This is a genomic window from Burkholderia pyrrocinia (assembly GCF_003330765.1).
GTDB classification, from domain to species: domain Bacteria; phylum Pseudomonadota; class Gammaproteobacteria; order Burkholderiales; family Burkholderiaceae; genus Burkholderia; species Burkholderia pyrrocinia_B.
Map to the genome: position 1 here is coordinate 958,991 of NZ_CP024904.1, position 25,915 is coordinate 984,905.

20 protein-coding genes and 5 pseudogenes are annotated in these 25,915 nt (G+C 66.5%); 12 read left to right on the top strand and 13 right to left on the bottom strand.

Translation table 11 applies throughout. From position 1 onward, the window contains the following. Positions 1–20 precede the first annotated feature (20 nt). The 5 genes from CUJ89_RS37415 to CUJ89_RS37445 form a co-directional block, all read right to left on the bottom strand. Positions 21–1,199, bottom strand: coding sequence for an ABC transporter ATP-binding protein (locus tag CUJ89_RS37415; protein ID WP_114182413.1), 1,179 nt, complete (start codon positions 1,197–1,199; stop codon positions 21–23). Further along, on the bottom strand, positions 1,196–1,849 hold the full coding sequence (locus CUJ89_RS37420) for an ABC transporter permease (protein WP_114182414.1): 654 nt from the start codon (positions 1,847–1,849) through the stop codon (positions 1,196–1,198). Before CUJ89_RS37420 ends, CUJ89_RS37415 begins: the two co-directional genes overlap by 4 nt. Positions 1,850–1,859: 10 nt before the next feature. Next, positions 1,860–2,771: a glycine betaine ABC transporter substrate-binding protein gene (locus CUJ89_RS37425; protein ID WP_114182415.1), complete on the bottom strand. Its 912-nt coding sequence runs from the start codon at positions 2,769–2,771 to the stop codon at positions 1,860–1,862. Continuing rightward, positions 2,768–3,484: an ABC transporter permease gene (locus CUJ89_RS37430; protein ID WP_114182416.1), complete on the bottom strand. Its 717-nt coding sequence runs from the start codon at positions 3,482–3,484 to the stop codon at positions 2,768–2,770. Before CUJ89_RS37430 ends, CUJ89_RS37425 begins: the two co-directional genes overlap by 4 nt. Positions 3,485–4,018: 534 nt before the next feature. Further along, complete coding sequence (locus CUJ89_RS37445; RefSeq protein ID WP_114182418.1) at positions 4,019–5,158, bottom strand: AraC family transcriptional regulator; 1,140 nt, start codon at positions 5,156–5,158, stop codon at positions 4,019–4,021. 251 nt (positions 5,159–5,409) lie between these two features. Here CUJ89_RS37445 and CUJ89_RS37450 point away from each other — a divergent pair, with 251 nt between their 5' ends. The 6 genes from CUJ89_RS37450 (at position 5,410) to CUJ89_RS37475 (ending at position 15,654) form a co-directional block, all read left to right on the top strand. Next, positions 5,410–6,801, top strand: a complete 1,392-nt coding sequence (locus CUJ89_RS37450) for an APC family permease (protein WP_114182419.1) — start codon at positions 5,410–5,412, stop codon at positions 6,799–6,801. 50 nt (positions 6,802–6,851) lie between these two features. Further along, a complete protein-coding gene (locus CUJ89_RS37455) occupies positions 6,852–8,249 on the top strand; it encodes an aspartate aminotransferase family protein (protein ID WP_114182420.1) in 1,398 nt (465 codons plus the stop codon). A gap of 36 nt (positions 8,250–8,285) precedes the next feature. After that, positions 8,286–9,710 carry an aldehyde dehydrogenase family protein gene (locus CUJ89_RS37460; RefSeq protein ID WP_114182421.1) on the top strand — a complete coding sequence of 475 codons (1,425 nt, stop codon included), beginning with the start codon at positions 8,286–8,288 and terminating at the stop codon, positions 9,708–9,710. A 126-nt stretch (positions 9,711–9,836) separates the two neighbouring features. Beyond that, positions 9,837–11,339 carry a M81 family metallopeptidase gene (locus tag CUJ89_RS37465; protein ID WP_114182422.1) on the top strand — a complete coding sequence of 501 codons (1,503 nt, stop codon included), beginning with the start codon at positions 9,837–9,839 and terminating at the stop codon, positions 11,337–11,339. Positions 11,340–11,461: 122 nt separating this feature from the next. Then, positions 11,462–12,649, top strand: a complete 1,188-nt coding sequence (locus tag CUJ89_RS37470) for a YncE family protein (RefSeq protein ID WP_114182517.1) — start codon at positions 11,462–11,464, stop codon at positions 12,647–12,649. 512 nt (positions 12,650–13,161) lie between these two features. After that, positions 13,162–15,654: a glycoside hydrolase domain-containing protein gene (locus tag CUJ89_RS37475; RefSeq protein WP_201752438.1), complete on the top strand. Its 2,493-nt coding sequence runs from the start codon at positions 13,162–13,164 to the stop codon at positions 15,652–15,654. Positions 15,655–15,914: 260 nt separating this feature from the next. On the opposite strand, the gene CUJ89_RS37485 is transcribed toward CUJ89_RS37475, so the two are convergent. After that, positions 15,915–16,052: a hypothetical protein gene (locus CUJ89_RS37485; RefSeq protein WP_201752455.1), complete on the bottom strand. Its 138-nt coding sequence runs from the start codon at positions 16,050–16,052 to the stop codon at positions 15,915–15,917. Positions 16,053–16,452: 400 nt separating this feature from the next. Between CUJ89_RS37485 and CUJ89_RS37495 the strand changes: the two genes are divergently transcribed. The 4 genes from CUJ89_RS37495 (at position 16,453) to CUJ89_RS37510 (ending at position 20,092) form a co-directional block, all read left to right on the top strand. Then, the gene (locus tag CUJ89_RS37495) at positions 16,453–16,905 is read left to right on the top strand and encodes a hypothetical protein (protein WP_114182518.1); all 453 of its coding nucleotides are present in this window, start codon (positions 16,453–16,455) and stop codon (positions 16,903–16,905) included. Between the two features lie 92 nt (positions 16,906–16,997). Continuing rightward, positions 16,998–17,810, top strand: coding sequence for an alpha/beta fold hydrolase (locus tag CUJ89_RS37500; protein WP_114182426.1), 813 nt, complete (start codon positions 16,998–17,000; stop codon positions 17,808–17,810). A 362-nt stretch (positions 17,811–18,172) separates the two neighbouring features. After that, positions 18,173–19,342, top strand: coding sequence for a class C beta-lactamase (ampC, locus tag CUJ89_RS37505; RefSeq protein ID WP_114182427.1), 1,170 nt, complete (start codon positions 18,173–18,175; stop codon positions 19,340–19,342). Positions 19,343–19,429: 87 nt separating this feature from the next. Then, positions 19,430–20,092, top strand: coding sequence for an ankyrin repeat domain-containing protein (locus CUJ89_RS37510; protein ID WP_114182428.1), 663 nt, complete (start codon positions 19,430–19,432; stop codon positions 20,090–20,092). A gap of 40 nt (positions 20,093–20,132) precedes the next feature. Here CUJ89_RS37510 and CUJ89_RS39125 read toward each other — a convergent pair. The 3 genes and pseudogenes from CUJ89_RS39125 to CUJ89_RS38910 form a co-directional block, all read right to left on the bottom strand. After that, a pseudogene (locus CUJ89_RS39125) lies at positions 20,133–21,403 on the bottom strand (prenyltransferase/squalene oxidase repeat-containing protein). Further along, positions 21,400–21,977, bottom strand: a pseudogene (locus CUJ89_RS38815) (hypothetical protein). The pseudogenes CUJ89_RS39125 and CUJ89_RS38815 overlap by 4 nt, the downstream one beginning before the upstream one ends. Positions 21,978–22,020: 43 nt before the next feature. Then, entirely contained in the window at positions 22,021–22,167 is a 147-nt protein-coding gene (locus tag CUJ89_RS38910; protein ID WP_265341780.1) for a hypothetical protein, read from the bottom strand. A 64-nt stretch (positions 22,168–22,231) separates the two neighbouring features. On the opposite strand from CUJ89_RS38910, the pseudogene CUJ89_RS37520 reads away from it, so the two are divergent. Further along, positions 22,232–22,918 (top strand): annotated as a pseudogene (locus CUJ89_RS37520) (TetR/AcrR family transcriptional regulator). Positions 22,919–23,191: 273 nt separating this feature from the next. Beyond that, a pseudogene (locus CUJ89_RS37525) lies at positions 23,192–23,702 on the top strand (AAA family ATPase). Here the strand turns inward: CUJ89_RS37525 and CUJ89_RS37530 are convergent. The 4 genes and pseudogenes from CUJ89_RS37530 to CUJ89_RS37540 all read right to left on the bottom strand — a co-directional run bounded on the left by CUJ89_RS37530 (position 23,697) and on the right by CUJ89_RS37540 (position 25,800). Then, positions 23,697–23,984, bottom strand: a complete 288-nt coding sequence (locus tag CUJ89_RS37530; RefSeq protein WP_114182519.1) for a DUF1330 domain-containing protein — start codon at positions 23,982–23,984, stop codon at positions 23,697–23,699. The pseudogene CUJ89_RS37525 and the gene CUJ89_RS37530 overlap by 6 nt on opposite strands. Before the next feature lie 34 nt (positions 23,985–24,018). Continuing rightward, positions 24,019–24,662 (bottom strand): annotated as a pseudogene (locus CUJ89_RS39130) (aldo/keto reductase). After that, the gene (locus tag CUJ89_RS39135; RefSeq protein WP_415859062.1) at positions 24,622–25,137 is read right to left on the bottom strand and encodes an aldo/keto reductase; all 516 of its coding nucleotides are present in this window, start codon (positions 25,135–25,137) and stop codon (positions 24,622–24,624) included. The pseudogene CUJ89_RS39130 and the gene CUJ89_RS39135 overlap by 41 nt, the downstream one beginning before the upstream one ends. 72 nt (positions 25,138–25,209) lie before the next feature. Further along, a complete protein-coding gene (locus tag CUJ89_RS37540) occupies positions 25,210–25,800 on the bottom strand; it encodes a flavodoxin family protein (RefSeq protein ID WP_114182429.1) in 591 nt (196 codons plus the stop codon). Positions 25,801–25,915 lie beyond the last annotated feature (115 nt).

Below are 25,915 nucleotides of genomic sequence, written 5' to 3' on the forward strand. Positions count from 1 at the left end.
GGCGCGATGCCCGGGACGGATCAGTGCGTGGCGGCGGCCGCCGTGACCGTCTCGGCGGGACTGCCGGGCGGCTGGCCCGTTTGCCGGCGCGATCGGCCCGAACTCAGGTAGGCGGCGATCGAGTCTTGCGTGATCTCGCCGATCCACGCGCCGTCGGGGTCGAGCACCGGCATCCACGACGCACTGTACTGGTACATCTTCGAGAGCACGATGCGCAGGTTGTCGTCCGCCGAGACGCCGGCCGGGAAGGGCGTCACGCGTTCGCCGCACACGCCGCCGTCGGTGCGTGCCGCGCGGCGCGTCACGTAGCCGAGCGCACGGCCCGCGTCGTCGAGCACGGTCAGATAGCGGCAGTCGGTTTCGTCCATCACTGCGAATGCGTGCGCGAGCGGCGTATCGACCCGCGCCGTTTCGGGTTGCGTGGCGGCGTCGCCGGCCTTCACGAGCAGGAGGCGCTTGAGCGTGCTGTCCTGGCCCACGAACTGCGCGACGAATTCGTCGCGCGGGCGCGCGAGCAGCGTATCGGGGTGATCGTATTGAACGAGCCGGCCCTGGCGGAACACAGCGATACGATCGCCCAGCTTGATCGCTTCGTCGATATCGTGGCTCACCATGATCACGGTTTTATTCAGTTGCCGCTGCATCTGGAAAAACTCGTTCTGGATCGATTCGCGATTGATCGGATCGACCGCGCCGAACGGCTCGTCCATCAGCAGTACGGGTGGATCGGCGGCCAGCGCGCGAATCACGCCGATACGCTGCTGCTGTCCGCCCGAGAGCTCGCGCGGATAGCGTTTCAGGTACAGCTTCGGGTCGAGTGCGACCATGGCCATGAGGTCCCGCGCGCGTTCGGCGCAGCGCTTCTTGTCCCAGCCCAGGAGGCGCGGCACGACGGTGATGTTCTCTTCGATCGTCATGTTCGGGAACAGCCCGACCTGCTGGATCACGTAGCCGATGTGGCGCCGCAGGTCGACTTCGTCGAGCTGCGACGTATCCTCGCCGTTGATGAGCACGCGGCCCGAGGTGGGGGCGATGAGCCGGTTGATCATCTTGAGCGTGGTGGTCTTGCCGCAGCCCGACGGGCCGAGGAACACGCAGATTTCCCCCTCGGCCACCGACAGGCTCACGGCGTCGACGGCACGCACGGCCTGGCCGTCTTTTCGCGTGAAGGTCTTGGTCAGCTTGTCGAGTTCGATCATGTCTTCTGCACTCCTTTCGGTGTCAATGCACGCTGCAGCATCTGCAGGAGCCGGTCGGCGACGATCGCGAGCAGGCTCACGAGCACGGCGCCCACCAGCAGTTTCATCATGCTGCTCTGCCCGATGGCGCGCAGGATCAGCGTACCGAGCCCGCCTGCGCCGATCACGGCGGCGATCGTCATCACGCCAATGTTCATCACGACCGCGGTGCGCACGCCCGCGAGAATCACGGGCACCGCCAGCGGCAAATCGACGAGACGCAGGCGCTGCCACGCGGTCATGCCGATGCCGGTGCCGGCTTCCTTGATTCCGGCGTCCACGTTGCGCAGCGCGAGGTAGGTGTTGCGCATGATCGGCAGCAGCGAGTAGAGGAACACGGCCGTGATCGCCGGCGCGGCGCCGATGCCCTGGCCAAAGCGCGAGAAGAACGGGATCATCAGGCCGAACAGCGCGATGGACGGCAGCGTGAGCACGATGGTGGCGACCCCGAGCAGCGGCCCGGCGAGCCATTCGTGGCGGTTGATGAGGATGCCGAGCGGCACGCCCGCGACGATCGCGCAGCCCACGGCGACGGCGACCAGCCATACGTGCTGCAGCGTGAGCTGCAGCAGCTCGGGCCAGCTTGAAGCGAGATAGTCGAATACGTTCATCGGTGCTCCTTCACGGTAGCTGATGGGTGCGCAGGAATGCGTCGGCGACTTCGCGCGGCGATCGGCCGTCGAGGTCGACCGCCTTGGCCATCGCCTGCATCACGTCGTTGTCGAGCGCGGCCGACAGCGCGTTGAGCTGCGTCGCGAGCTTCGGATTGTGTTCGAGCGTGCCCTTGCGCACCACGGGCGTGGCGTTGTAGGGCGGGAAGAAATGCTTGTCGTCCTCGAGCGGCACGATGCCGAAGCCCTTCACGCGCCCGTCGGTCGTGTAGACGAGGCCGATCTTCAGCTGGTTGTTGTGCAGCGCCGTGTAGACGAGCCCCGGATCCATCTGTTTGATCTGCGCGCGGCTGAACTGCATGCTGTACGCAGCGAGCAGCGGCTTCAGGCCGTCGGGGCGATTCGCGAATTCCGCGTCCATGCCGAACACGTAGTGCTTCGCGGCCGGATCGCTCTTCAGGTGCTCGGCGAGTTGCGAGATTGTCTTGATGCCGGTGGCTTGCGCGACCGGGCTGGGCAAGCCGATCGCATAGGTGTCGTTGAGCGGCGACGCGTCGAGCCATACGAGCCCGCGCGGGACATCGAGCGCCTTGACGCGCCGGTACATTTCGTCGGGCGAGAGCTTGTCGTGGATCTTGTTGTAGACCAGCGCCGCCGTTCCCGTGTAATCCCACATGAGATCGAACTGGCCGTTCTCCAGCGCGCTGCGCGCGAGCGTACTGCCGAGGCCGGAGCGGACTTCCACGTCATAGCCGCGCGAACGCAGGTATTGCGCGGTGACTTCCGCCAGCACGTATTGCTCGGTGAAATTCTTCGCGCCCAGCACGAGCTTCGCGGCGAGCGCCGGCGTGCTGGCCGCCATGCACAACGCGCCGGCGACGCACAGGCGCGCGATCGATCGAATGGTGCGGTGAAGCGTCATGCCATTCCCCCCTGGCGGGCGAGCCAGTGGCGGCTGCCGGCCGCGACGATGCCGTCGAGCAGGAGCGCCAGTATCGCGGTGAGTGACGCACCGAGCAGCAGCAGCGGCTGGTTGTCGAGATAGATGCCCGGGAAGATCAGCGAGCCGAGGCTGTCTGCGCCGATCAGGTAGGCGAGCGGCGCCGTCCCGACGTTGATCGCGAGCGCGGTGCGCACGCCGCCGACGATGATCGGCAGCGCATGGGGCAACTCGACGCGCACAAGCGATTGCCAGCCCGTCATGCCGATGCCTTTGGCGGCTTCGCGCAGCGCAGCCGGCACGTTCTTCATGCCTTCATAGGCGTTGCGCGTGATGGGCAGCAACGACGCGAGGAACAGTGCGACGATGGCGGGCACGTTGCCGATGCCGAAAATGCCGAGCGCGATGGCCAGCACGGCGAGTGACGGGATCGTGTTGCCGATGTTGAACACCTGCATGAAGCGCTCGGCCTGATGCTGGAACCGCGGCCGGCTCAGCAGCACGCCGGCGGGCACGCCCGCGACGATGGCGAGCGTCATCGAATAGACGACCAGCAGCATGTGCTGGCCCGCGTAGTAGGCGAGATCGTCTGCGTGCTGGCTGAACGTCTCGGCGCCGATGCCGCGCGCCAATGCCCATCCGACGACGATGATCGCCACCAGGCTGCCCACCAGTTGGACAGTGCGTCGAGTCATGAAGATACGCCTCCTCAATCCCGGTGCGGCACGCGCGCAGGCGCGCGCCGCGATGACGCCGGATGGCGTCGCGATGGAAGTTCGTGATCCCGGCATGGCCGCGATTGAACTGACGGAAACAGTGCTGCCGGCCGCAACGATGTGTGGCTGGCGGTCGAGTGAACGCAACGATGCGTTCGTCTGATTGTCATGTTCAGCCCGGCGGCGCCGTAACGGCGAGGCGCGTTCGAGCAGGGCACCGTCCTGCAAAGACGGCATGGATGCGGGTGGCTCGGAGCCGACCGCTGGGGCCGGTGGCCCCTTTGACGTGGCGAAACGGATGCATGCGCAACGAAGTGCGAAATGGCATCACGTTGCGCACGAGATCATGCATTTTGTGATGAAGTTGGGCCGAGTATAGAGCAATCGATTGATCGCGTCTACCTTGGGGGGGGCTGCGATCATGCACCGTCGATCGTGCGGCGACGGCGAAGAGGGCAAATCTGGCGGTTGCCTAGAAAAATGATTCGAATTCCGAATCAGTCGTCGAGGCCGTCATTTCGAAGCGGATTTCCTGAGCGGTTTCGCAGCATGCGTCGTCGAAGCACCGGCATCCGGATCGGCGCGCGGCGTCTTGCCGGTCCAGCGCCGATACGCGTGACGGAAGCTGCGCGGCTCGCTGTAGCCGAGACGTTCGGCGATCGCCGCGACCGTCAGCGTGTGGTCGTCGAGCATCCGCACCGCTTCGTCGTGGCGCACCTCATCGAGCAACGACTGAAACGTGATGCCGTCCTTGTCGAGCCGCCTGCGCAGCGTGCGCTCCGTCAGGTGCAGCGCGTTCGCGAGCGACGTCATCGACTTGAAGCGCGCGAGGTCGCGCGCCATCAGCTCCTTCGCGCGATCGGCGAAGCGCGTGCCGACCGACGCGGCCCACTGCCGTTCGAGTGCCTCGCACTGGCCGTGCAGCGCGTTGAAGCTGACTTCGTTCGCGAGGCGCGGCGTCTCCATGCCAGTCACGGACGTGAACACGAGACGGTTGTCGCCCGCATTGAACGCGACCGTGCAGCCGAAGTGGCGCGCGTAGTCGGCTGCGTTGCGCGGCGTGCGGCGCGCGAGATGCAACTGCTCGGGCCAGACCGGTTTGCCGACGAGATCGGACACGATCAGGCGCAGGCTGGACAAGCACATGTCGACTTGAAACCCCTCGAGATCGGGCTCGCCGTTGTAGCGGCCGATGGTCACGCTCATGCCGCCCGCGTGCGCGTCGACGCGCACGTCGAAATACAGCCCCATGAACAGCGGAAACTGGCTCATGCACCGGAATGCCTGCATCACGGAGCCGCTGATCAACATTGCGTAGCCGGCGAGGCCGAGCGTCGACACGTGCAGCCGCGCGCCGATCGACAGCCCGATCGACGGCACGCCGCTGCAGCACAGCAGGTTGCGGAAACAGCGCTGCTCCTGGCCGCGGTTCACGTGCAGGTTCGGCGAAGCGACTTCGTCCGCGCCGAGCCCCGTGCCTTCGAGCAGCGCGGCGCCGTCGATGTGCCGCACGCGGCACTCGTCCAGCGCGACCGCGATCGCGTGGACGGTGGCGGGAATGTCTTCCTGGCGTCCGGCCGGACGCGCGAGGCCGAGCGACGAACGCAGGCTGTGCTCGGCCCTGCTCTGGTTTCGATGAGACCTGCTGTCCATGGTGCCGATGCGGAGACGGGTTCGCGTAGAACATAGCCGGAATGTCCGCAAAACGCCAGTGCGGCACAGCAGCATTCACGACCGGCCGGCGCGACGCGCGGCGACGCGTCCGGAAATATCCCCCGATTACGTCCGCTTTTCTCATTCGTCCTCGATTTTTTGGCGCACCACACTTTCTTCCAGTCGTGCCACGCCGGCAGTGCCGGGCGAACGAGTGTTGAAGTCATGGACGCCACCCACGTGAGGACCGCATGAACAACGACAGGCCGGGTCGATCCGCATCAGCCGCTGCGACACATGACGCCGGGACGTGCACGCATCGCGGCGACGCGGACAGACGCTGCAAGCCGCACCTGCTCGGACTCTCGACGCTGGTGATCTTCGGCCTCGCGTACATGCTGCCGATGACGGTGTTCACAACCTACGGGCTCGTCACGAGCGAGACGAACGGGCATCTGACGGCCGCCTACGCGGTCACGCTGGTCGCGATGCTGTTCACCGCGCGCAGCTATGGCCACATGGCGCGGCTGATGCCGAGCGCCGGGTCGGCCTATACGTTCGCGAGCCGCAACTTCGGCACGTCGGCCGGCTTCATGGTCGGTTGGGCGTTGCTGATGGACTACCTGTTCATCCCGATGATCAGCTACCTCGCGATCGGCATCTACATGAAGCAACTATTCCCGGCAGTGCCGGCCAGCGTGTGGATCGTCGCGAGCATCGCGCTGATCACCGGGCTGAACATCGTCGGCATCCGGCTCGTCAATCGCGTGAACCTGATCCTGATCGCGAGCCAGCTCGTGTTCATCGCGATCTTCGTCGTCGCATCGACACGGGTCGCAGCCGGCGAAGGTTTGTCGATGGCCGTCGCGTTGCCGTCGTCGGGCGATGCGCGTGCGATCTTCGCCGGGTCCGCGATCCTGTGCCTGTCGTTCCTCGGTTTCGATGCCGTCACCACGCTGTCGGAGGAAACGCGCGAGCCGCGGCGCACGGTCCCGCGCGCGATCCTGCTCTGCACGCTGGCGAGCGGCCTGCTGTTCATGCTGATCGCGTATGTCGGGCAAGTGGTGTTTCCCGACTGGCACGCGTTCAAGGATCTCGATTCGGCGAGCCTCGAACTGATGCGGCGCATCGGCGGCGGCACGCTGTCGGCGTTCTTCGTCGCGGTGTACGTGGCCGGCTGCTTCGCGAGCGCGATGGCCGGGCAGGCAAGCGTGACGCGCGTGCTGTTCGCGATGGGCCGCGACCAGGTGCTGCCCGAACGCGTGTTCGGGCACCTGCATGCGCGGCTGCGCACGCCGGTGCGCGCGACGCTCGTGGTCGGCGTCGTGTCGCTGTCCGCGCTGTTCATCACGCTCGATCTCGCGTCGACGATGATCAGCTTCGGCGCACTCGTCGCGTTCGCGATCGTGAACCTGTGCGTGATGCGCAGCTATCTGTGCCGGCCCGAGAACCGCCATGTCGCGGGCTGGATCACGTTCGGCCTGATGCCGGCGATCGGCTTCGCGATGAACGTATGGCTCTGGTCGGGACTGTCGCGCCAGACGTTCTACGTCGGCATCGGCTGGCTCGTGCTCGGACTCTGCCAGCTCGTGTGGCTGACGCGCGGCTTCACGCGCCCGGCGCCGACGCTGTCGATGAATTGAATGACCGGTTGCGCCATGCCGGTTTTGAAACCCTGAAGGAGGAGTGATCCATGAACGCCGTTGACGTCAATCTCGATGCGGACCTGCAGGCGCTCGGCAAGCGCCACCTGCTGATGCACTTCACGCACGCCGATGCGTATCGCGACAACGCGCTGACCGTGTTCGACCGCGGCGAAGGCTGCTGGCTCGTCGACCACAACGGCAAGCGCTACTTCGACGCGCTGGCCGGGCTGTACTGCGTGCAGGTCGGCTACAGCCATGGCGCGGAGATCGGCGACGCGATCCGCGAGCAGATGGTCCGGCTGCCATTCGCGACCAACTGGGGCTATGGACACGAACCGGCGATCCGGCTCGCGCACCGGCTCGCGGCGCTCGCGCCGGATGGCCTGAACCGCGTGTTCTTCACGTCGAGCGGCTCGGAGTCGAACGAATCGGCGATCAAGCTGGTGCGCCAGTATCACCAGTCGCGCGGCGAGCCGCAGCGGCGCAAGTTCATCGCGCGGCGCGTCGCGTATCACGGCACGTCGTTCGGTGCGCTCGCGCTGAACGGGATGACGAACTTCCGCAAGCATTTCGAGCCGCTGATGTCGGGCGTGCGGCATGTGAGCAACACGAAGCGTTACGGCCGCCCGGCGGGCGAGACGGAAGCGCAGTTCACGCGCCACCTGCTCGACGAGATCGAATCGCTGATCGTGCAGGAAGGGCCGGATACCGTCGCCGCGATCGTCGTCGAGCCGCTGCAGAACGCAGGCGGCAGCCTGACGCCGCCGGTCGGCTACGCGGCCGGGCTGCGCGACATCTGCGACCGGCACGGCGTGCTGCTCGTCGCGGACGAGGTGATCTGCGGGTTCGGCCGGCTCGGCGAATATTTCGGGTCGGCGCGCTACGGGCTGAAGCCGGACATCATCACGTTCGCGAAAGGCATCGCGTCGGGCTACGTGCCGCTCGGCGGCGTGATCGCGAGCGATACGATCGTCGATACGGTGCTCGACGGGCCGCAGCAGATGTTCCTGCACGGCGCAACGTACGGCGGCCATCCGGTCGCGTGCACGGCCGCGCTCGCGAACCTCGCGATCATGGAGCGCGAAGGCGTGCTCGCGAACGTCCGCGACAACGAAGCGGTGTTCCGCCAGACGCTCGACGGCCTGCTCGAATTGCCGTGCGTGGGCGACGTGCGCGGCGACGGCTACCACTACTCGCTCGAACTCGTGACCGACAAGGCCGCGCGCCGCTGGGCGGCCGGCATCAGCGCGCAGGCGTTCGTGTCGACGCTGCTCGCGCCCGCGATCTTCGACGCGGGGCTGCTGTGCCGCGCGGGCGTCGATCACGAGGGTACGCCGATCGTGCAGTTCTCGCCGCCGCTCGTGATGTCGCGCGACGAGATCGTGTGGTTCGTCGCGCAGATCCGCGACATCCTCGTCGACACCTATGCGCGCGCGATGCGCTGAGCGCGCCGCCGGCATCTGTCACAACAGGAGCATTCGATGCGAACCTCACAACAGTCCTATATCGACGGGCAGTGGCTCGATCCGGCCGGAGCGCCGGCGATCGACGTGATCGATCCGGCCACCGCGAGGCCGTACGCGCAGCTCAGGATCGGCGGCGCGGCCGATGCAGACCGCGCGGTCGGCGCGGCGAAGCAGGCCTTCGCTACGTACGCGCGCTGGCCGGTCGACGAGCGCGTCGCGCTGCTGCGGCGCGTGCTCGAGATCTACCAGCGCCGCTACGAAGAGGTCGCGCAAACGATCAGCCAGGAGATGGGTGCGCCGATCGCATTCGCGCGCGCGATGCAGGCCGCGGTCGGCAGCGCGCACCTCGAACAGACGATCCGCGCGCTGCAGTCGTTCCGCTTCAGCACGCAGACCGATTCGCTGCTGGTGTCGCACGAGCCGATCGGCGTGTGCGCGCTGATCACGCCGTGGAACTGGCCGATCAACCAGATCGTGTGCAAGGTCGCGCCGGCGCTTGCGGCCGGCTGCACGATGGTGCTCAAGCCAAGCGAGATCGCGCCGTTCAGCGCGATCCTGTTCGCGGAGATCCTGCACGAGGCCGGCGTGCCGCCCGGCGTGTTCAACCTCGTGCACGGATACGGGCATGAAGTGGGCGATGCGCTGTCGCGGCACCCGGATGTCGACATGGTGTCGTTCACGGGCTCGACGCGCGCGGGCGTCGAGGTCGCAAAAGCCGCCGCCGATACCGTGAAGCGCGTGCATCAGGAACTCGGCAGCAAGAGCCCGAACCTGATCCTACCCGACGCCGACATCGAGGATGCGGTTACGCGCGGCGTGCGCAGTTGCTTCAGCAACAGCGGCCAGTCGTGCAATGCGCCGACCCGCATGCTCGTGCATGCCGATCACTTGGCGCTGGCCGAGCACGCCGCGCGCCGGGAGGCGGAACGCACCGCCGTCGGCGATCCTCGTTCGCCGGAAACCGGCATCGGGCCGGTGGTCAGCCGCACGCAGTTCGACCGCATCCAGCACTTCATCCGGCTGGGGATCGACGAAGGCGCGACGCTGGTCGCCGGCGGCCCCGGGCGGCCGGACGGGCTCGGCGACGGGTTCTACGTGCGGCCGACGGTGTTTTCGAACGTCACGCCGGACATGACGATTGCGCGCGAGGAAATCTTCGGGCCGGTGCTGTCGATCATGACCTACCGGACCGACGACGAGGCCGTCGCGCTTGCGAACGATTCGGTCTACGGGCTCGCGGCCTACGTGCAGTCGAAGGATCTCGAGCGCGCACGCAGGATCGCGGCACGGTTGCGTGCCGGCAATGTGCACATCAACTACCCGCCGTGGAATCCGGCCGCGCCGTTCGGCGGCTACAAGCGCTCGGGCAACGGGCGCGAGTATGCAGAGTTCGGCCTCGTCGAGTATCTGGAGACGAAGGGCACGACGGGGTACGCTTGAGCGACGCGCGGATGCGCCAACCGGGCGCCGTGCCCTTTCATCGATTACGAGGAGTTCGACGATGCAGGTTCTGGATATGACCGGAGGCATGCGCTGCGCGGCCGCGCTTGCAGAGGGCCGCGCGCGATGAAGATCCTGATCGCCCGGATGAACCACGAGACCAACACGTTCTCGCCGGTGCCGACGCCGCTCGCGGCGTTCGGCCGCAACGGCCCCGACTGGGGCGACGACGCGTATCGCGCGAACCACGGGATGCGCACCGCGATGGCCGCGTTCCTCGACGCGGCCGCGCGCGAAGGCGCCGATATCGTGACGCCCGTATCGGCGGCCGCGAATCCGAGCGGGCCGGTCGCGGCCGACGCATATGCGGCGATCTGCGATGCGATCGTCGCAGCTGCGCCCGGCTGCGACGCGGTGATGCTCGACCTGCATGGCGCGATGGTCGCCGAGCAGAGCGCGGACGGCGAGGGCGATCTGCTCGCGCGCGTGCGCGCGGCGCTGCCCGGCGCGCCGATCGCGGTCGCGCTCGACCTGCACGCGAACGTCACGCAGAAGATGATCGATCACGCGGACGTGATCGTCAGTTTCAAGACCTATCCGCACATCGACATGGTTGAGACGGGCGAGCATGCGGCGCGCGTGCTGCTCGACCGGCTCCACGGTCGCGCGCGGCCCGTGCTCGCGTGGCGGCAGCCGCCACTGATGACGTCGACGTTGCGCAGCGCGAGTGCCGAAGGCGCGATGCGGCGCGCGGTGGAAGCGGCGCGCGCGGCCGAGGCCGACGGAATGCTCGCGGTATCGGTGTTGCCCGGCTTTTCGCTTGCGGACATTCCCGCGCCATGTATCAGCGTCGTCGTGGTCGCCGACGGCGACCGGGCCGCAGCCGACGCTGTGGCCGAGCGCATCGCGCAGCAGATCTGGGACGCGCGCGACGAATTCGTGTACCGCAGCGCGCCGCTCGCGGAGTCGGTCGCGCAGGCAGCGGCGCTCGCGCGCGGCGCGGACCGCCCCGTGCTGATGCTTGACCACGGCGACAACTGCATGTCGGGTGGCCCGTGCGACACGATGGACCTGCTCGAAGCGGCGCTCGCGCAGGGGCTCGACGGCATTGTCAGTGGGCCGCTGTGCGACCCGCAGGCGGTGGCGCAACTGATCGACGCGGGCGTCGGCGCGACCGTCACGGTGCCGATCGGCAACCGACTGCCGTCGCTCGGCGGCGTGCGGCGCGAACCGTTTCGCGCGACGGGTGTCGTGCGCGCGCTGACCGACGGCGAGTACGTGATCACGGGGCCGACGTATACGGGCCAGCGTGCGTACATGGGCCGCACGGCCGTGCTCGACATCGGCGCGGCGACGCTCGTCGTCACCGAGCGCACGCAGGAGCCGTGGGATCTCGGCGTGTTCGAGAGCGTTGGCGTCGATCCGCGCCGCGCGCGCTTCCTGCTGCTGAAGTCGCGGATGTATTGCCGGCCCGTGTTCGTGCCGATCGCGGCCGCGCTGGTCGAATGCGACAGCCGCGGTGTGACGGGCTCGGACTACGGGCTGTTTCGCTACGAGCGGCTCGCGCGGCCCATGTATCCGCTCGATGACATCGATCGGTGGGCGCCAGGCGCGCGCAGCACGGCCTGACGGAAACGGGCGCGAGACGCCGGATCTGCACGCTTTCGGGCATCATGCGATGGCATCGGCCCGTCGAGCAGCAGGGTCGTGCAATCCATTGCGTCCGCAACCGATCCGGAGAACCGACCGCCATGCATTCGAATCCTTTCCGCCTGCGCAGCGCGCGCCTGCTCGCCGCGCTGACCCTCGTCACGACGGCCGTCGCCACGCACGCCGCCGACTGGATCGTGTCCGGCAACGACGGCAAGTACCAGCGCGTCGAGGGCCGCGACACCTTCCTGGCTTCGCCGCCCGCCGATACGCTGACGCTGCTCGACGCCAGCATGTTCCCGCCGAAAGTCGCGCTGCAGGTCGACGTCGAGAACGGCATCCAGGGTCCGCCGCAGGCCGTCGCGATCACGCCCGACGCGAAGCTCGCGCTCGTCGGCGCGCCGACGCGTTACGACACGGCCGCGAAGCAGCTCGTGTACGACACGTTCCTGCAGGTCGTGAATCTCGACGCCGCGCCGCCCGCGATCACGCGCATCGAGCTCGGCACGCATCCGCAAGGGATCGCGATCGACCGCTCGGGCCGGCTTGCGCTCGTCGCCAATGTCGACGGCAGCGTATCGATCCTGCGCATCGACGGCACGCATGTGACGCTCGACGGCAACCTGAAGATCGGCAAGAAGCGGCTGGCGGGGATCAGCTTCACGCACGACGGCAAGCATGCGCTCGTGTCGCTGCGCGACGAGCAGGGTGTCGCGGTGCTGAACGTCGACGACGGCAAGGTGACCGACAGCGGCACGCGCCTGAGCACGGGCGTGGCGCCTTACACGATCGACGTGTCGAGCGACAACCGCTGGGCCGTCGTCAGCAACGTCGGGCTCGCGGGGCTGCCGGGCTATACGGGCACGCTCGCAGGCGACGCCGATTCGGTCGCGCTGATCGACGTGTCGCGCGTGCCGTTCCGGACGGTCCAGTACCTGACGGTGCCGTCGCTGCCGGAAGGCGTCGCGATCGCGCCGAACGGCAAGTGGATCGCCGTGCAGGCGATGGACGGCTCGAACCTGACGCCAGACAACCCGGGCCGCCACAAGCTCGGCAAGGTGCTGCTGTTCGAGATCCGCAACGGGCAGGCCGTGAAGACCAGCGAGTTGCCCGGCGGTGAAGCCGCGCAGGGCATCGTGTTTACCGCCGACAGCCGGCACGTGATCGTGCAGTTCAACGTCGAACGGCAGCTTGCGCTTTATGCGGTGGAGGGCGGCAAACTGCGCGATACGGGCAAGCGCATTGCGCTGACGGGCGGGCCGTCTTCGTTGAGGACCTTGCCGCGCTGACAGGCGCCGCATCGCGTCGTTCATTCGTTCGTATCCCATGAGTTCATGTGGCGCCCGGGTTCGCCGGGCGCCTGTCGATGTCCGCCCGTCTCCCGCGCCGCTGCAACGCAACAATGACGGCAATATGTGCTAGAAGTTACTTAACTTCATTTTGTTTAGTTAAACAAACTGAAAATTCGGGAAACTTCTTGTGGTGAATAAACAGTCGTTGCGGCACTGTAAGCCCCTGGGAAGCAGGTGACATTCCCGGAGGCAGGAGGAGGGCGGCAACGGTCGTTGCCGGATGATTCGTTTTAATTAACACGACTAAACGAAAAATGAAAAATCCACGACTCTTGATCGTCGCTGCACTGACCTGTGCAGCGCTTGCGGCGTGTGGCGGCGACGATATGAACAGTGCGTCGACGGCCTCCATTGAAGCGGGAGGCGCACCGTCGACCTTGCCGCTACCGACTTCCGGGCCGTCGCAGCCCTCCCGGCCGGATCAACCGGCCGCGCCCAAGCGCGTCGACATGAAGCTGACGCAGTTCGTCAACCCGCTCATCGGCACGCAGGTCAATTCGGATTCCGGCTACGCGGGCAACGTGAGCCCGGGCGCGACGGTGCCGTTCGGCATGGTGAACTTCGGGCCGAACACGCCGCGCTACAACTTCAATGGCTCGGGCGGCTACCTGTCATCGGGCGGGTCGAGCGGCACGATCGACTTCTTCAGCGTGACGCACCTGAGCGGTGTCGGCTGCCCGGGGCAGGGCGCGGTCGCGATGCTGCCGGGCGATGCGGCGACGGCGGTCGCGTCGGGCGGCCGGCCGATCGGCATCGGGTACAACTATGCGGATGAAACGGCCGAACCCGGGTACTACAAGGTCCGCCTCGCGAACGGCATCGTGACCGAGCTGAGCGCGACGGCGCGCGCCGGAATCGCGCGTTTCACGTACACGAACAAGGACAAGGGTTTCTTCTCGATCGATGCGAAGCTGAACGGCAACAGCGATTCGGGCAGCACGAAGGTCACTGCCAACAATGTCGCGCTGGCGCTCGCGAGCGACGGCAAGTCGATGAGCGGGCAGGCCGTGGCCCCGGCGTTCTGCACGCCTTACGGCACGGTGTGGAATGCGCCCGTGTATTTCTACGCGACCTTCGACAAGCCGCTGCGCAAGCAGGCGGGCACGTCGGCGGTGAATACCGTCAGCAACGGCGCGGCGACGCTGCAGTTCGACCTGAACGACGCGGACAGGACGGTGACCGTGAAGGTTGCGGTGTCCTCGGTGAGCGTCGAGAACGCGCGGCGCAACCTGCGCGACGAGGGCGAAAAACTGGCGTTCGACGATGCGCGCACGAAAGCGTCAGGCTTGTGGAACGACCGGCTCAACACGATCCAGATCGACCAGGCCGCGAATCCCGGCTCGTTGAACGCGACGCAGAAGGCGAACCTCACGAAGTTCTACACCGCGCTCTATCACGTGTTCGGCACGCCGACGCTCTACAGCGACACGAACGGCGAATTCCGCAGCATGCGCCAGCCCAGGAACGCGGACGGCAGCTATCCGAAGTCGGTCGACCAGACCGGAACCATTCCGCCGCGCGCGACCGCCAGGGTCCGCGACTACGCGTTCCGGCGCGCCGACGGTTCGCGGGGTGGCGCAGGCAATCACTACACGGGCTTCTCGCTGTGGGACACGTACCGGTCGCAGGCGCAGCTGCTGGCGCTGCTCGCGCCGAAGGAATCGAGCGACATGATGCAGTCGCTCGTCGTCGACGCGTTGCAGTGCGGCGCATTCCCGCACTGGGTCGACGGCAGCGACGACTCGACGCCGATGGCGGGCGACAACGCGCTGAACGTGATGGCAGGCGCCTACAAGTTCGGCGCGACCGATTTCGATCTGGTGTCGGCCGCACGCCTGACGAAGCAGTCCGTGTTCGATCCGTCGAGCGCATGCAACGACCGTCCGAGCGCACCGGGGCTCGCCAATTTCCTGACCGCCCACTACCTGTCGCAGAGCGACGACGGTCACTCGTCGTCCGCGACGATCGAGCGCGTGCTGAGCGACCGCTCGGCGGCCGCGTTCCTGCAGGCGCTGCCCGCCAGCGTACTGAACGCGCCGTCGGTCGGCGTCACGCCGGACACCATCGACACGCTGTACACGCGGGCATCGTGGTGGCGCAACATCTTCGACTATACGAACAAGGTGATCGCCGCACGCAATGCGCCGCCGGCCGGTTCGGCACCCGGCACACTGGGCACGCTGGTGCAGGGTTCGTTCCATGAGTCGACGGAGCCGAACTACTTCTGGACCTTCGCGCAGGACTGGACCGCGTTGATCGACGCGATCGGCGGCAAGCAGGCGGCCGTCACGCGGCTGAACAACCTGTTCGCGATCACGACGCCGTTCTCGACCGTGCCGACCTCCGGCAACCTGAACGGCGGCCAATCGTCCACCAACCTGTATATCGGCAACGAACCGTCGTTCCAGTCGCCGTGGGGGTACAACTGGGCCGGGCAGCCGAGCGGCGCTCAATACGTTCTCCCGATCATCATGTCAAGAGCATTCACGACCGCCCGCGACGGGCTGCCGGGCAACGACGACATGGGCGCGACGTCGAGCTGGTACGTGTGGGCGGCACTCGGCATGTTCCCGGTCATTCCGTCGGAAGCGGGGCTGGCGTTGTCCACGCCGCAATTCAGCGGGATCACCGTCTGGTTCGGCAACGGCAAGACGCTGCGGCTCGAAAGCGACAAGCAGGTCGCGATGGACGACTCGGGTCACCCTTCGTTTGCGTATATCCAGTCGCTGAAGGTCAACGGCGCGGACTATGCGGGTTCGTGGCTGCCGCTGGGCACCATCGCCAACGGCGGAACGATGCGCTACGCGCTGTCCGCGACGCCGACGCAATGGGCGGCCGCCGACAACCTGACGCCGCCGTCCGGGCCGAGCGCGGACTACACGCGCATGACGGCCGGCGTGTCGCCGGCGGCGATGCGGATGGGCCAGGCCGGCGCGCGCTGACGACGCAATCAGGGAGGAAAACAACGTGAAATCGAAAGAACGCCGGAAATTCCTGTCCTACAGCGCCGCCCTGGTCGGCACGAGCTGGCTCGCCGGCTGCAATGGCGACATCGATTCAATGTCGGGCGTATCCGGCTCAACCGCGAGATGGCGAAGACAGTCATCGCCAGACTCGACGACGCGATGTTGATCGCGAAAGCTGGCGTTGCGGACGCGTCTCGAGATACTCGAGCCCATGCGCGCGGTCGTCGCGATGCGCGTTACGGACGCAGCAGATCGAACCCGCCGAATACGACGACACCGCTGAGCGCGATCATTGCGACGGAATGCTGGCCGAAGTAGAGAATCGCGGCGGCAAGCCACGTCGTGATGCAGAAGGCGCCGATGCGGGCCATCATGTGTTCCTCGAATGCGTGATGAAGTGAGCGCGCCGCACGGCGTTCGCCGCTCGAACCGGCGAGCGGGGCACGAAGGCGGACGGAAACGGCGATCCGCGAAGCCGCGACGGCGGCATCGGCACGCGTTGCGTACCACGCCCGAAAGGGCGGGAGTCGGAACCGGCGATGTTGCGCGATCGTGCCCGGAGGCGGTCGAAGCGCGAATCCGGCAGGCGAAGCTGCAAGTTTACCAGCGTCGCTTCGCCGCCATTCTGGCCCTTTCGTGACGAAACCGATGCGATCTTCCGGTAAATCAATCAGGCCCCGATACTCAAGTTTCGTGTGACGAATGCCGTAAACGAGTTGGAAGGCGTTTCCCTTTCACCGTCACGATTCGTTGACCGACACACGGACCGACACGATGCAGATCGATTTCTCCACGACCACGCGATCCCCGCTGGCGGACGGCAGCCTGAGCACGAATACGTCGCCGGGTGCCGCGACGGCAACGTCGGCCACCGACGGCGCAACGGATACCGCGGGCACGACCGGCACCACCGGCACGAAGGGTTCGACCGGCGGCGCCGGCGAAACGCTCGGTGCATCGGGCGCGTCGTCGGAGAGCCCGGCGGTCGGTCAGTTGAAGGCGCTGATCGAGCGGCTGCAGAAGCAGTTCGCGACGCTGGAGCGGCTGATGGCGAGCGCGGCCCAGCGCGCGAAGGACGACCCGGCCGCGGCGGTCGAACAGCAGTCGCTGAGCGCGGAGGCCAGCGCGATTTCGGCGGCGCTCGCGACGGCGATCTCGCAGCTCGCGCAGGCGATCGAGAAGTCGGGCGGCTCGTCGGCGGGCGGGCTGGTGTCGACGCAGGCCTGACGGTTTCCCGCCGTGCCGCGGCCCGGTCACGGCTGCGTCGACCGCACGCATTACAATCGCAAGCTTGTCTCCCTCGACAGGACGGCAGAACGATGCATGCGGAACTCGACGACGACGAACTCGTCCGCTTCGACGCGCACGGCAGCACGCCGCTGCCCGCGGCCGACACCGAAGGATGGCTGGACCACGACGGCGCGCGCATCTGGCACGCGTCGTTCGGCCAGGGGCCGCCGGTCGTGCTGCTGCACGGCGGTCTCGGCCACGGCGGCAACTGGGGCAACCAGGTGCCGGCGCTGCTCGCGGCCGGCTACCGCGCGATCGTGATCGACAGCCGCGGCCACGGCCGCAGTACGCGCGACGACCAACCCTATTCCTACGAACGCATGGCGTCGGACGTGCTCGCCGTCCTGGACGTGCTGCACGTCGACCGCGCGCGCTTCGTCGGCTGGAGCGACGGCGCTTGCATCGCGCTCGTGCTGGCCGCCCGCGCGCCGGAACGCGCGGCCGGCGTGTTTTTCTTCGCGTGCAACATGGACCCGGGCGGTACCAAGGAGATGGTGCCGAGCCCGTTGATCGATCGCTGCTTCGCGCGGCACCGGAAGGACTACGCGCAACTGTCCGCGACGCCGGACCAGTTCGACGCATTCGTCGCGGCCGTCAGCGAAATGATGCGGACGCAACCGGATTACCGCGCGCAGGATCTCGCGGCGATCGCCGTGCCGGTGACGATCGTGCTGGGCGAGCACGACGAATTCATCCGGCCCGACCATGCGGCGTATCTGGCGCGCACGATTCCGGGCGCGACGCTGACGATCCTGCCCGGCGTGAGCCATTTCGCGCCGCTGCAGCGGCCCGCGCGGTTCAACGCGGCGTTGCTGGCTTTCCTCGACCGGCTGCCGGGCTGACGCGCGGCCCGCCGGCGGGCGCGTTCGTTGCTCATGCGGCGTGTCGGTGTTGGCGGATCTGACAAGACTTATCTCTTTTTCATCGATTCTCGATGCAGCGCCATTCGGCCGCCGGATTGGATGCGGTTAAAACCGACAGGTTTTTCCGGCAAGTCGGTGAACGGCCCGCGATCGCAGCAGTGCGATCCGGCGTTTCGCATATCTCATAAGTTTTTCTTTCGGCTCGCGCAACATATCGTCGATTGTTGGCGGCCGGCCGGCAGTGGATAGTCCTGCTTCGACAGGCCGGCCGCCGCGATCGCCGCGCGGCGCATGCGGATCTGTTGCCCATGCAACCACCCCACATCGAAGGAACCGCAACCATGCGATTCAACGCGACACGTTTTGCCGCGACCCTGTTCGTCGCCGCGTGCGCCACCGCCACGGCCGGGCGCGCGGCAGCCGTCACGCAGGACGACATCCACGACACCGTGACCCGCCACGTCGCGCCGCTGATGAAGCAGTACGCCATTCCCGGCATGGCGATCGGCATCGTCGCCGACGGCAAGCCCTACGTGTTCGACTACGGCGTGATGTCGACGCAAACCGGCAAGCCCGTCACCGGCGACACGCTGTTCGAAATCGGCTCCGTCAGCAAGACGCTGACCGCGACGCTCGCGTCCGACGCGCAGGAAGGCGGCGAGCTGTCGCTTGCGGACCCGGCCGGCAAGTACCTGCCCGCGCTGCAGGGCAAGCCGTTCGGCGGCGTGACGCTGCTCCAGCTCGGCACGCACACGCCCGGCGGGACGCCGCTGCAGGTGCCGGACGACATCCGCGACGACGCCGGCCTGATCCGCTATCTCGACGCGTGGCGACCCGCGTATGCGCCGGGCACGCACCGCAAGTATTCGAACGTCGCGATCGGGATGCTCGGGTGGCTCACCGCGAAGGCGATGCACAAGGATTTCGCGACGCTGATGGAACAGCGGCTCTTTCCCGCGCTCGGGATGACGCACACGTACATCGACGTGCCCGACGCACGCATGGCCGACTATGCGCAAGGCTATACGAAGGACGGCAAGGCGGTCCGGATGACGGAAGGCATGCTGTGGCAGCAGGCATACGGCGTGCGGACCACGGCGGCCGACCTGTTGCGTTTCGTGCAGGCGAACATGGGGCTGATCGATACCGCGCCGCGACTGCAGCGCGCGATCGAACGCACGCACACGGGCTATTTCCGCGCGGGGCCGCTGACGCAGGACTTGATCTGGGAACAGTATCCGTATCCGGTCGCGCTGCCGACGCTGCTCGAAGGGAACGCGCCGAAGATGCTGTTCAATGCGACACCGGCCAGCGCGATCAAGCCGCCGCTGGCGCCGAGCCCGGACACGTGGATCAACAAGACGGGCTCGACCAACGGCTTCAGCACGTATGTCGCGTTCGTTCCCGCGAAGCGGATCGCGATCGTCATGCTCGCGAACGGCAGCGTGCCGATCGAGGACCGCGTGAAGACCGCGTACCGGATTCTCGGGTCGCTCGACGGCGGACGGTAACGTCCGCTGTGCCTGCCCATGCGGAAATTGATGAGCCGGCAATCCGGTGTGCGGCACGCGTGACACCGGCCGACGGAGGGGAATCGATTGAGCATCGCATGGGACGGAATCACGGGCGCCGACGTGCTCGGCGACGCGCAGGTCGCGAGCCGGCACGCATTGGCCGACGCGGCGAGGAACGGTGACTGGGCGGCGATGCTGGATCTCGTCGCGAAACAGCCCGCGCTCGTCAATGCGACGCGGCTCGGCGGCACGTCGCTTTATGCGCCGTTGCACCAGGCCGCGTATGGCGGCGCGCCGCCGGAGGTCGTCGCCGAACTGCTGTGGCTGGGTGCATGGCGCATGCTGCGGGATGCCCAGCGCGAGCGCGCGCTCGATATCGCCATGCGGCGCGGACATCGGCATCTGGTCGAGCTGCTCACGCCGCAGCCGCGACGCTCCGTGCCCGGCGACACGCTGCTCGAAATCCAGCGCCATTTCCACGCCATGATTGCCGGCCGCATCGCGCACCTGCGCATCGACGCGCTGCGCTTGCCCGAACTCGAACCGCTGCTCGAACTCGACGCGCAGGCCGAACGCATGTGGTTCGCGGTGCCGGGCATGTATGGCGGATTCGGCTATGCGCTGCGCACGGACGGCGACGCGGCCGTGCTCGTGTCCGAGAGCTGGAGCCGCGTGGTCGGCGGCTCGGGCCAGCGGCACGAGATCACGGCGAACGGCTGCACGCTGGTCGAAGAGGGGTTCGTCTGACGAGCGCACGCGCATCGCGGCGAGCGCGGCGCGTGCTCGCTCAGGCGACTGCCGTGTCGATTGCCGCCACTCCCGCCGTACCGCGCGAGGTCGAGCCCTGCACCGCCGCAGCGCCCGCGAGACGCCGATAGCGCGCGAGCGCCCACAGCGGGAAGTACGCGGTGTAGCCGTGATACTTCAGATAGAAGATGCGCGGAAAGCCCGGCGCATTGTGCGAGCGGTGCCACCAGAAGCCGTCGTCCTGCTGCACCGACTGCAGATACGCGATGCCGCGCTTCACCGAGTCGGATTCGCCGTCGCCGAACGCCATCTGCGCGAGCAGCGCCCACGCGGTGCAGTTCGACGTGCTCTCTCCGGAGTTGGTGCCGGCGAGCGTCGGGTCGATATAGCTGTCGTTCGTCTCGCCCCAGCCGCCGTCCGCATGCTGTCGTGCGCGCAGCCATTCGAGCGCGCGCGCGATATAGGGCTGAGACTTGTCCTCGCCGGCGAGCGCGAGCGCCGGCCACACGCTCCACGTGCCGTACAGGTAGTTCGTGCCCAGCGGCCCCACCAACTGCCGTCGGGCTGTTGCGTGCGCTTCGTACGTCGATGCAGCGCGCGAGCGACGCGCGGTCGTCCGCGCGCTTCGTGACGCCGACACAGCAGCACGCGGCCCGACACGTCTTCGGTCGGCGGATCGAGCAGCGCGCCGTGATCGGCGAACGGGATCGCGTTCAGGTACAGGCGATCGCAATCGGCGTCGAATGCCGCGAAGCCGCCGTTGCGCGATTGCAGCCCGCGCATCAGTCGAGCGCACGTGCGACGCGCTGCGCATACGGGTTCGTGCCATCCGTGTTGCGATGCGTGCGGCCGCGGCGATCGAGCATCGCGGTGACGAGGCGCGCTGTCGTCGATGTCGGGGTAGTACGGGTTCGCGTACTGGAACGCCCATCCGCCCGGTTCCGTGTCGGCCGGCGCGTTCTCGATCCAGTCGCCGCGCAGGTCGTTCACCTGGCGCTCGGCCAGCCAGTCGTACGCGCGCGCGATGCGTGCGTCGAGTTCGCGCAGCGCGCCGGCCGGCTCGCCGGCTGCTTCCGGCGCCGCACGCCGCGCGCCTGCTCGAGCGCCATCGTGCTCCATGCGGTCCCACACCGGCGACAGGCAGGGCTGGCAATACACGCTGCCGTCCGGCCGCGTGACCAGCAGCTTCTCCAGCGCGTTTTCGCAATCGCGCCGCAGCGGATGATCGTCCGGGTAGCCGAGCACTTCCATCATCTGATAGCTATATACGATCGGCGGGAAGATGCCGCCGAGCCCGTCCTCGCCGTTCATGCGTTCCGCGCACCAGGCTTCCGCATGCCGGATCGCGCGCTGCCCGCAGACGCTTCGGCATCAGCGGCTCGATATGACGGACCGTGCGGTCGAGCGCGAGGAAGAGCTTGCGCATGCCGCGCGCGGGCGGAAGTAGTGGCGCTCCTCGTCCGGCGGCGTGACGAACAGCTCGCGGATCGAGATGTTGCGCGGATTGCGGCGCGCGCCTTCAGCGAGCACAGCACCAGCAGCGGCACCATCGTCGTGCGCGCCCAGTACGCGACCTTGTACATCGAGATCGGCACCCACTTCGGGAACAGCACGAATTCGATCGGCATGAACGGCGCCGCGCGCCACGGCACCTGGCCGAACGTCGCGAGCAGGATGCGCGTGAATACGTTCGAGCGCGCCGCGCCGCCGAGCGTCAGGATCGCGTCGCGCGCGCGGACCATGTGCGGCGCGTGTTCGCTGTCGCCAGCCGCTTCAGCGCGAAGTACGCCTTGACGCTGCACGACACGTCCGGAGCGCCGTCGACGTACAGATCCCATCCGCCATGCGCGTCGAGCCGCTGGATCGCGCGCAGGTGGCGCGCCATCTTCTCCTGGCGCACGTCGTCGATCTTGTCATGAAATGCATCATCAGGATGTATTCCGCGTGATCGTCGCGTCGGATTCCAGTTCGAAACACCAGCTGCCGTCGGGCTGCTGAAGACGCACGAGCGCGTCGCGTCCCCGGGCGATGGCGGTGTCGAGCGCGGACCAGGGGGATGGGGTCGGTTTGTTCATGCGGCGGATAATACCATCCAGCTGGAATGTTTATATCGAGACCTCCGGTGCTAACATCCGCACCATGAAAAAACGCCTCGAACCTGTGTCGCGCGACGTGTCCGCGCCTGTTGAACCGGCTGGCGCGGCCGGCGCACGGGCGCCGGAAGGATCATCGGCGCCGGCCGCCGCCCGCCGCCGGCGTGCGACGGAAAAAAGCGCCGGATCAGGTGCGCGCGCAGTTGCTGGCGGCCGCATCGGAGATTGCGACGCATCACGGCGTGGCCGCGTTGACGCTCGATGCGGTGGCCGAGCGGGCCGGCGTGACGAAAGCGCGCTGCAGTATCACTTCGCGAACAAGCAGGGGCTGCTGGATGCGCTGTTCGGGCAGGCGACCGAGCGGTTCAGCGCGCAGATGGCCGCGCGAATGGCGGCGGATTCCGGCGGGCCGGCGCGGCGGCGCGGGCCTATCTGCACGCGGTGCTCGACGACGCACAGCCGGCCGCGAGTACCGATGTGCTGCGCGTGCTGGTCGCGTCGATGATTACGAGCAGGAGACGCGCGAGCGATGGTCGGTGCCGATGCGGGAATGGACGCGGCCCGATCCCGTGCCGCTCGAGCAGGCCGCGACGCTGATGATCTGCCGGCTCGCGGCGACGGGCTGTGGATTTCGGAACTGCTCGACAGCGTCGAGGTATCGGCCGGGTTGCGCACGGAGATCGTTCGTCAACTGGACGCGATGAGCAAGGGCGTGGTTCCGAATCCGGGCTAGCGTATCAGTTTTAAGCGAGTACGTTGAAGCGCCCCACCTCAAACCCGCTTGCTCGGGATCATGCAGTTGGCTATTCTGGTGCGCATGAACCGATCGCATACCCGTTCGATTATTTGCGCCGCAATTTCGCCGGCGGGGTAGCCATCGACTGAACGCATGTCATCACAACCCGCCGGAAGGCGGGTTTTTGCTTTCCGGGCAATCGATCGAGAGCCTGGAAATGCAGACTGGAAGAATCACACGACGTCATCGAATGACGTGGCGTTGCTCCACATGGTATGCGGCAAGATCGCGTCCGGGAAATCGACGCTCACCGCGAGGCTCGCAAGCGAAGCACGGACCGTATTGATCATCGAAGACGTCTGGCTCGCTCGCCTCTATCCGGGCGAGATTCTGTCGATCGACGACTATGTCCGATGTGCAAAGCGCGTCAAGGATGTGATTGCCGATCACGCCCGCGGTTTGCTGCAGGCCGGCGTTTCGGTGGCTCGATTTTCCGTTCAATACCGTCGCTGCGCGCGTGTGGGGGCATGGCGTTTCGCAGGCCGCCGGCTGCGACCATCGACTTCATTACCTCGACGTCAGCGATGCGGTTTGCAAGGCGCGTCTGCGCGCGCGCAATGCACGAGGGGAGCATCCGTTCCAGGCATCGGAAGCCGAGTTCGAGCAGATCACGCGGTACTTCGTGGCGCCGGATGCGACGGAAGGGCTGAATGTCGTGACTTATGACGAAGCGGGGGCCGTCAGTGCACAGGCGTCGAGCGCTTCGCGGTCAGCGTCATGAAGTTCCCTCGAGAATGACAAAGGTGCCGGTTGCTCCGGCGCGGAGCGCCTTGGCCGCCTGGTATTCGCGGCTCTCATAGAAACGCTTGGCTTCGGCGAACGAATCAAACTCCAGGACCACATGCCGTTCGTGGGCCTCGCCTTCGAGGTTTTCATGCTGTCCCGACAAAGCAATAATCTTCGGACTGAAATTGATCATTGCATCGCCTGCGGCTTTTGCATAGGCGGCGTAAGCCGTTGCATCCGAGATGCTCACGTGTGCGATTAGGTAAGCTTTTGGCATGTCCATCTCTCTTTTGTCGTATGCGTCATGCAAGTCAACGCGGAGCGGGTGCTTGCAACCGCCCACGTCGAAGATATCGATCTGCAGTAGCCGGTTCTAATTCGACGCGGCGGGCCTGAACGCTTGCGGGACCCTGCTCGCTTCCTGACGATCGATCATCCAGCCGGGATAGTGGGGAGGCAAAGGCGCTCACGGCATCAAGACGCGCAAGCTCCTCCTCTCCAAGAACGACATCGACCGCGCCGAGATTGTCTTCGAGCTGTTCGACCCGTTTAGCGCCAATAATGACGCTCGTGACATGCGCTTGGCGAGTAACCAGGCGAGCGCGATCCGGGCGACAGAGACGCCGCGCGCGTCGGCGATGGCGCGCATCTGCGCAACGCACGACCAGGCTCGATCGAGATCGACCGGCCGGAAATCGAAATTGCGGCGCCTCGAACCTTCTTCGGTCGTTGCCCCGGGGCCAAACTTCCCGGAAAGCAATCCGCCGGCGAGGGGTGACCAGACGAGCAGCCCCATGCGCTCCTCGATAACGAGTGGCACCAGTTCGCGCTCCACGTCGCGTCCCGCGATCGAATAGTAGGCCTGGAGCGTCTCGAAGCGCGTGGCATGTAGCGCTGCACTCAGCCCGAGCGCTTTACCCGATCTTGCCTGCGCGCCAATTCGATACGCCGACATAACGGACCAGCCCCTGCCGCGTGAGATCGTCGAGGGCACGCAACGTCTCTTCGATCGGTGTGACAGAGTCGCTGGCGTGAATCTGGTAAAGGTCGATATGGTCGACTTGAAGCCGTTCCAGGCTTCTCTGCACGGAATCCATGATGTGACCGCGCGATGCCCCCTGTTCGTTGGGTTTCGGGCCCATCGCGCCGGCTGTCTTCGTAGCCAGCACGATCTCGCCTGCGTGGTACCCAAGGTCTCTCAGCGCCTGTCCGACGATGCGTTCAGACTGGCCAAAAGAATAAATGTCGGCGGTATCGATGAAATTGATTCCCTCGGCAAGCGCGCGGGCGATCAACTGGTTCGCCTCGTCCTGACCGACTGCGCCGATCGCCGCCCACATGCCGGCGTCAGCATTGCCGCCCAGCGTCATCGTGCCGAGGCACAGTTCGGAGACGTACAGGCCGCTGCGGCCAAGTTGCTTATATTTCATGGCAGTTCCCTTCAAGATTGACCGGATGAAATGCGGCGGTGTCCGGTCCGTGGCGTCCCGCACGTCAGGATGTCAGTTGCTTTGCGATCTTCCGGACCGAAGCTGCCCGGCGATCATGGCGACGCGCGCGCCATAGCGGCGCGCCGTTTCGAGGTCGCCCGGCGACATCTCTTCGGGCGACGCATCGGCAGGCGTCTGCGCCATCGGCGCGATATAGGAGCCCATGCGATTCAGGTCGTCACGCATCGAGGCTTTCACGTTCGCCGGCTTGATATCCATGCTGACCCAGATGCCGCCGTGCTGCCCGGCGAGCAGAAAGAAGTACTCGAGCGTATTGAGCTTGTCACCGTTGATACTTGCGCTATTGGTGAAGCCGCCAAAGGTCTTGTTTTGCCACCCGCACTCGAACCAGATCTTCGAGGATGCGTCCGCGAACTTCTTGAACTGCCAGCTGGGGCCGCCCATGTAGGTTGGCGAGCCGAACAGGATCGCATCCGCGCCGGCAAGCGTTTCCCAGGCCTCCTCCGCAATGTTTCCGTCGGTGTCGATTGCGACCAGTACGGCGCCGGCGCCTTCGGCGACAGCTGTTGCCATACGCTCGGTATGCCCATAGCCGGAGTGGTAGACGACGGCCGTTCTGACTGGCGAGGTGTGCTGAGTCATGGTTGCTTCCTTTCGTTCACATTGTCCTCTCGGGACGACATGGCAAACTCTACTGAGTCACAACTGAGTTATAAATAGCGGTAAATTGAACGGTCTGTAACTGCCCGGGTGAACA

Coding starts and splice junctions, on each gene's coding strand:
- CUJ89_RS37450 (WP_114182419.1), top strand. CDS start 5,410: ATGAACAACGACAGGCCGGGTCGATCCGCATCAGCCGCTGCGACACAT.
- CUJ89_RS39135 (WP_415859062.1), bottom strand. CDS start 25,137: ATGAAATATAAGCAACTTGGCCGCAGCGGCCTGTACGTCTCCGAACTG.
- CUJ89_RS37470 (WP_114182517.1), top strand. CDS start 11,462: ATGCATTCGAATCCTTTCCGCCTGCGCAGCGCGCGCCTGCTCGCCGCG.
- CUJ89_RS37455 (WP_114182420.1), top strand. CDS start 6,852: ATGAACGCCGTTGACGTCAATCTCGATGCGGACCTGCAGGCGCTCGGC.
- CUJ89_RS38910 (WP_265341780.1), bottom strand. CDS start 22,167: ATGAACAAACCGACCCCATCCCCCTGGTCCGCGCTCGACACCGCCATC.
- CUJ89_RS37475 (WP_201752438.1), top strand. CDS start 13,162: ATGAAGCTGACGCAGTTCGTCAACCCGCTCATCGGCACGCAGGTCAAT.
- CUJ89_RS37500 (WP_114182426.1), top strand. CDS start 16,998: ATGCATGCGGAACTCGACGACGACGAACTCGTCCGCTTCGACGCGCAC.
- CUJ89_RS37530 (WP_114182519.1), bottom strand. CDS start 23,984: ATGCCAAAAGCTTACCTAATCGCACACGTGAGCATCTCGGATGCAACG.
- CUJ89_RS37485 (WP_201752455.1), bottom strand. CDS start 16,052: ATGATGGCCCGCATCGGCGCCTTCTGCATCACGACGTGGCTTGCCGCC.
- CUJ89_RS37425 (WP_114182415.1), bottom strand. CDS start 2,771: ATGACGCTTCACCGCACCATTCGATCGATCGCGCGCCTGTGCGTCGCC.
- CUJ89_RS37430 (WP_114182416.1), bottom strand. CDS start 3,484: ATGACTCGACGCACTGTCCAACTGGTGGGCAGCCTGGTGGCGATCATC.
- CUJ89_RS37445 (WP_114182418.1), bottom strand. CDS start 5,158: ATGGACAGCAGGTCTCATCGAAACCAGAGCAGGGCCGAGCACAGCCTG.
- CUJ89_RS37460 (WP_114182421.1), top strand. CDS start 8,286: ATGCGAACCTCACAACAGTCCTATATCGACGGGCAGTGGCTCGATCCG.
- CUJ89_RS37415 (WP_114182413.1), bottom strand. CDS start 1,199: ATGATCGAACTCGACAAGCTGACCAAGACCTTCACGCGAAAAGACGGC.
- CUJ89_RS37495 (WP_114182518.1), top strand. CDS start 16,453: ATGCAGATCGATTTCTCCACGACCACGCGATCCCCGCTGGCGGACGGC.
- CUJ89_RS37540 (WP_114182429.1), bottom strand. CDS start 25,800: ATGACTCAGCACACCTCGCCAGTCAGAACGGCCGTCGTCTACCACTCC.
- ampC (WP_114182427.1), top strand. CDS start 18,173: ATGCGATTCAACGCGACACGTTTTGCCGCGACCCTGTTCGTCGCCGCG.
- CUJ89_RS37465 (WP_114182422.1), top strand. CDS start 9,837: ATGAAGATCCTGATCGCCCGGATGAACCACGAGACCAACACGTTCTCG.
- CUJ89_RS37420 (WP_114182414.1), bottom strand. CDS start 1,849: ATGAACGTATTCGACTATCTCGCTTCAAGCTGGCCCGAGCTGCTGCAG.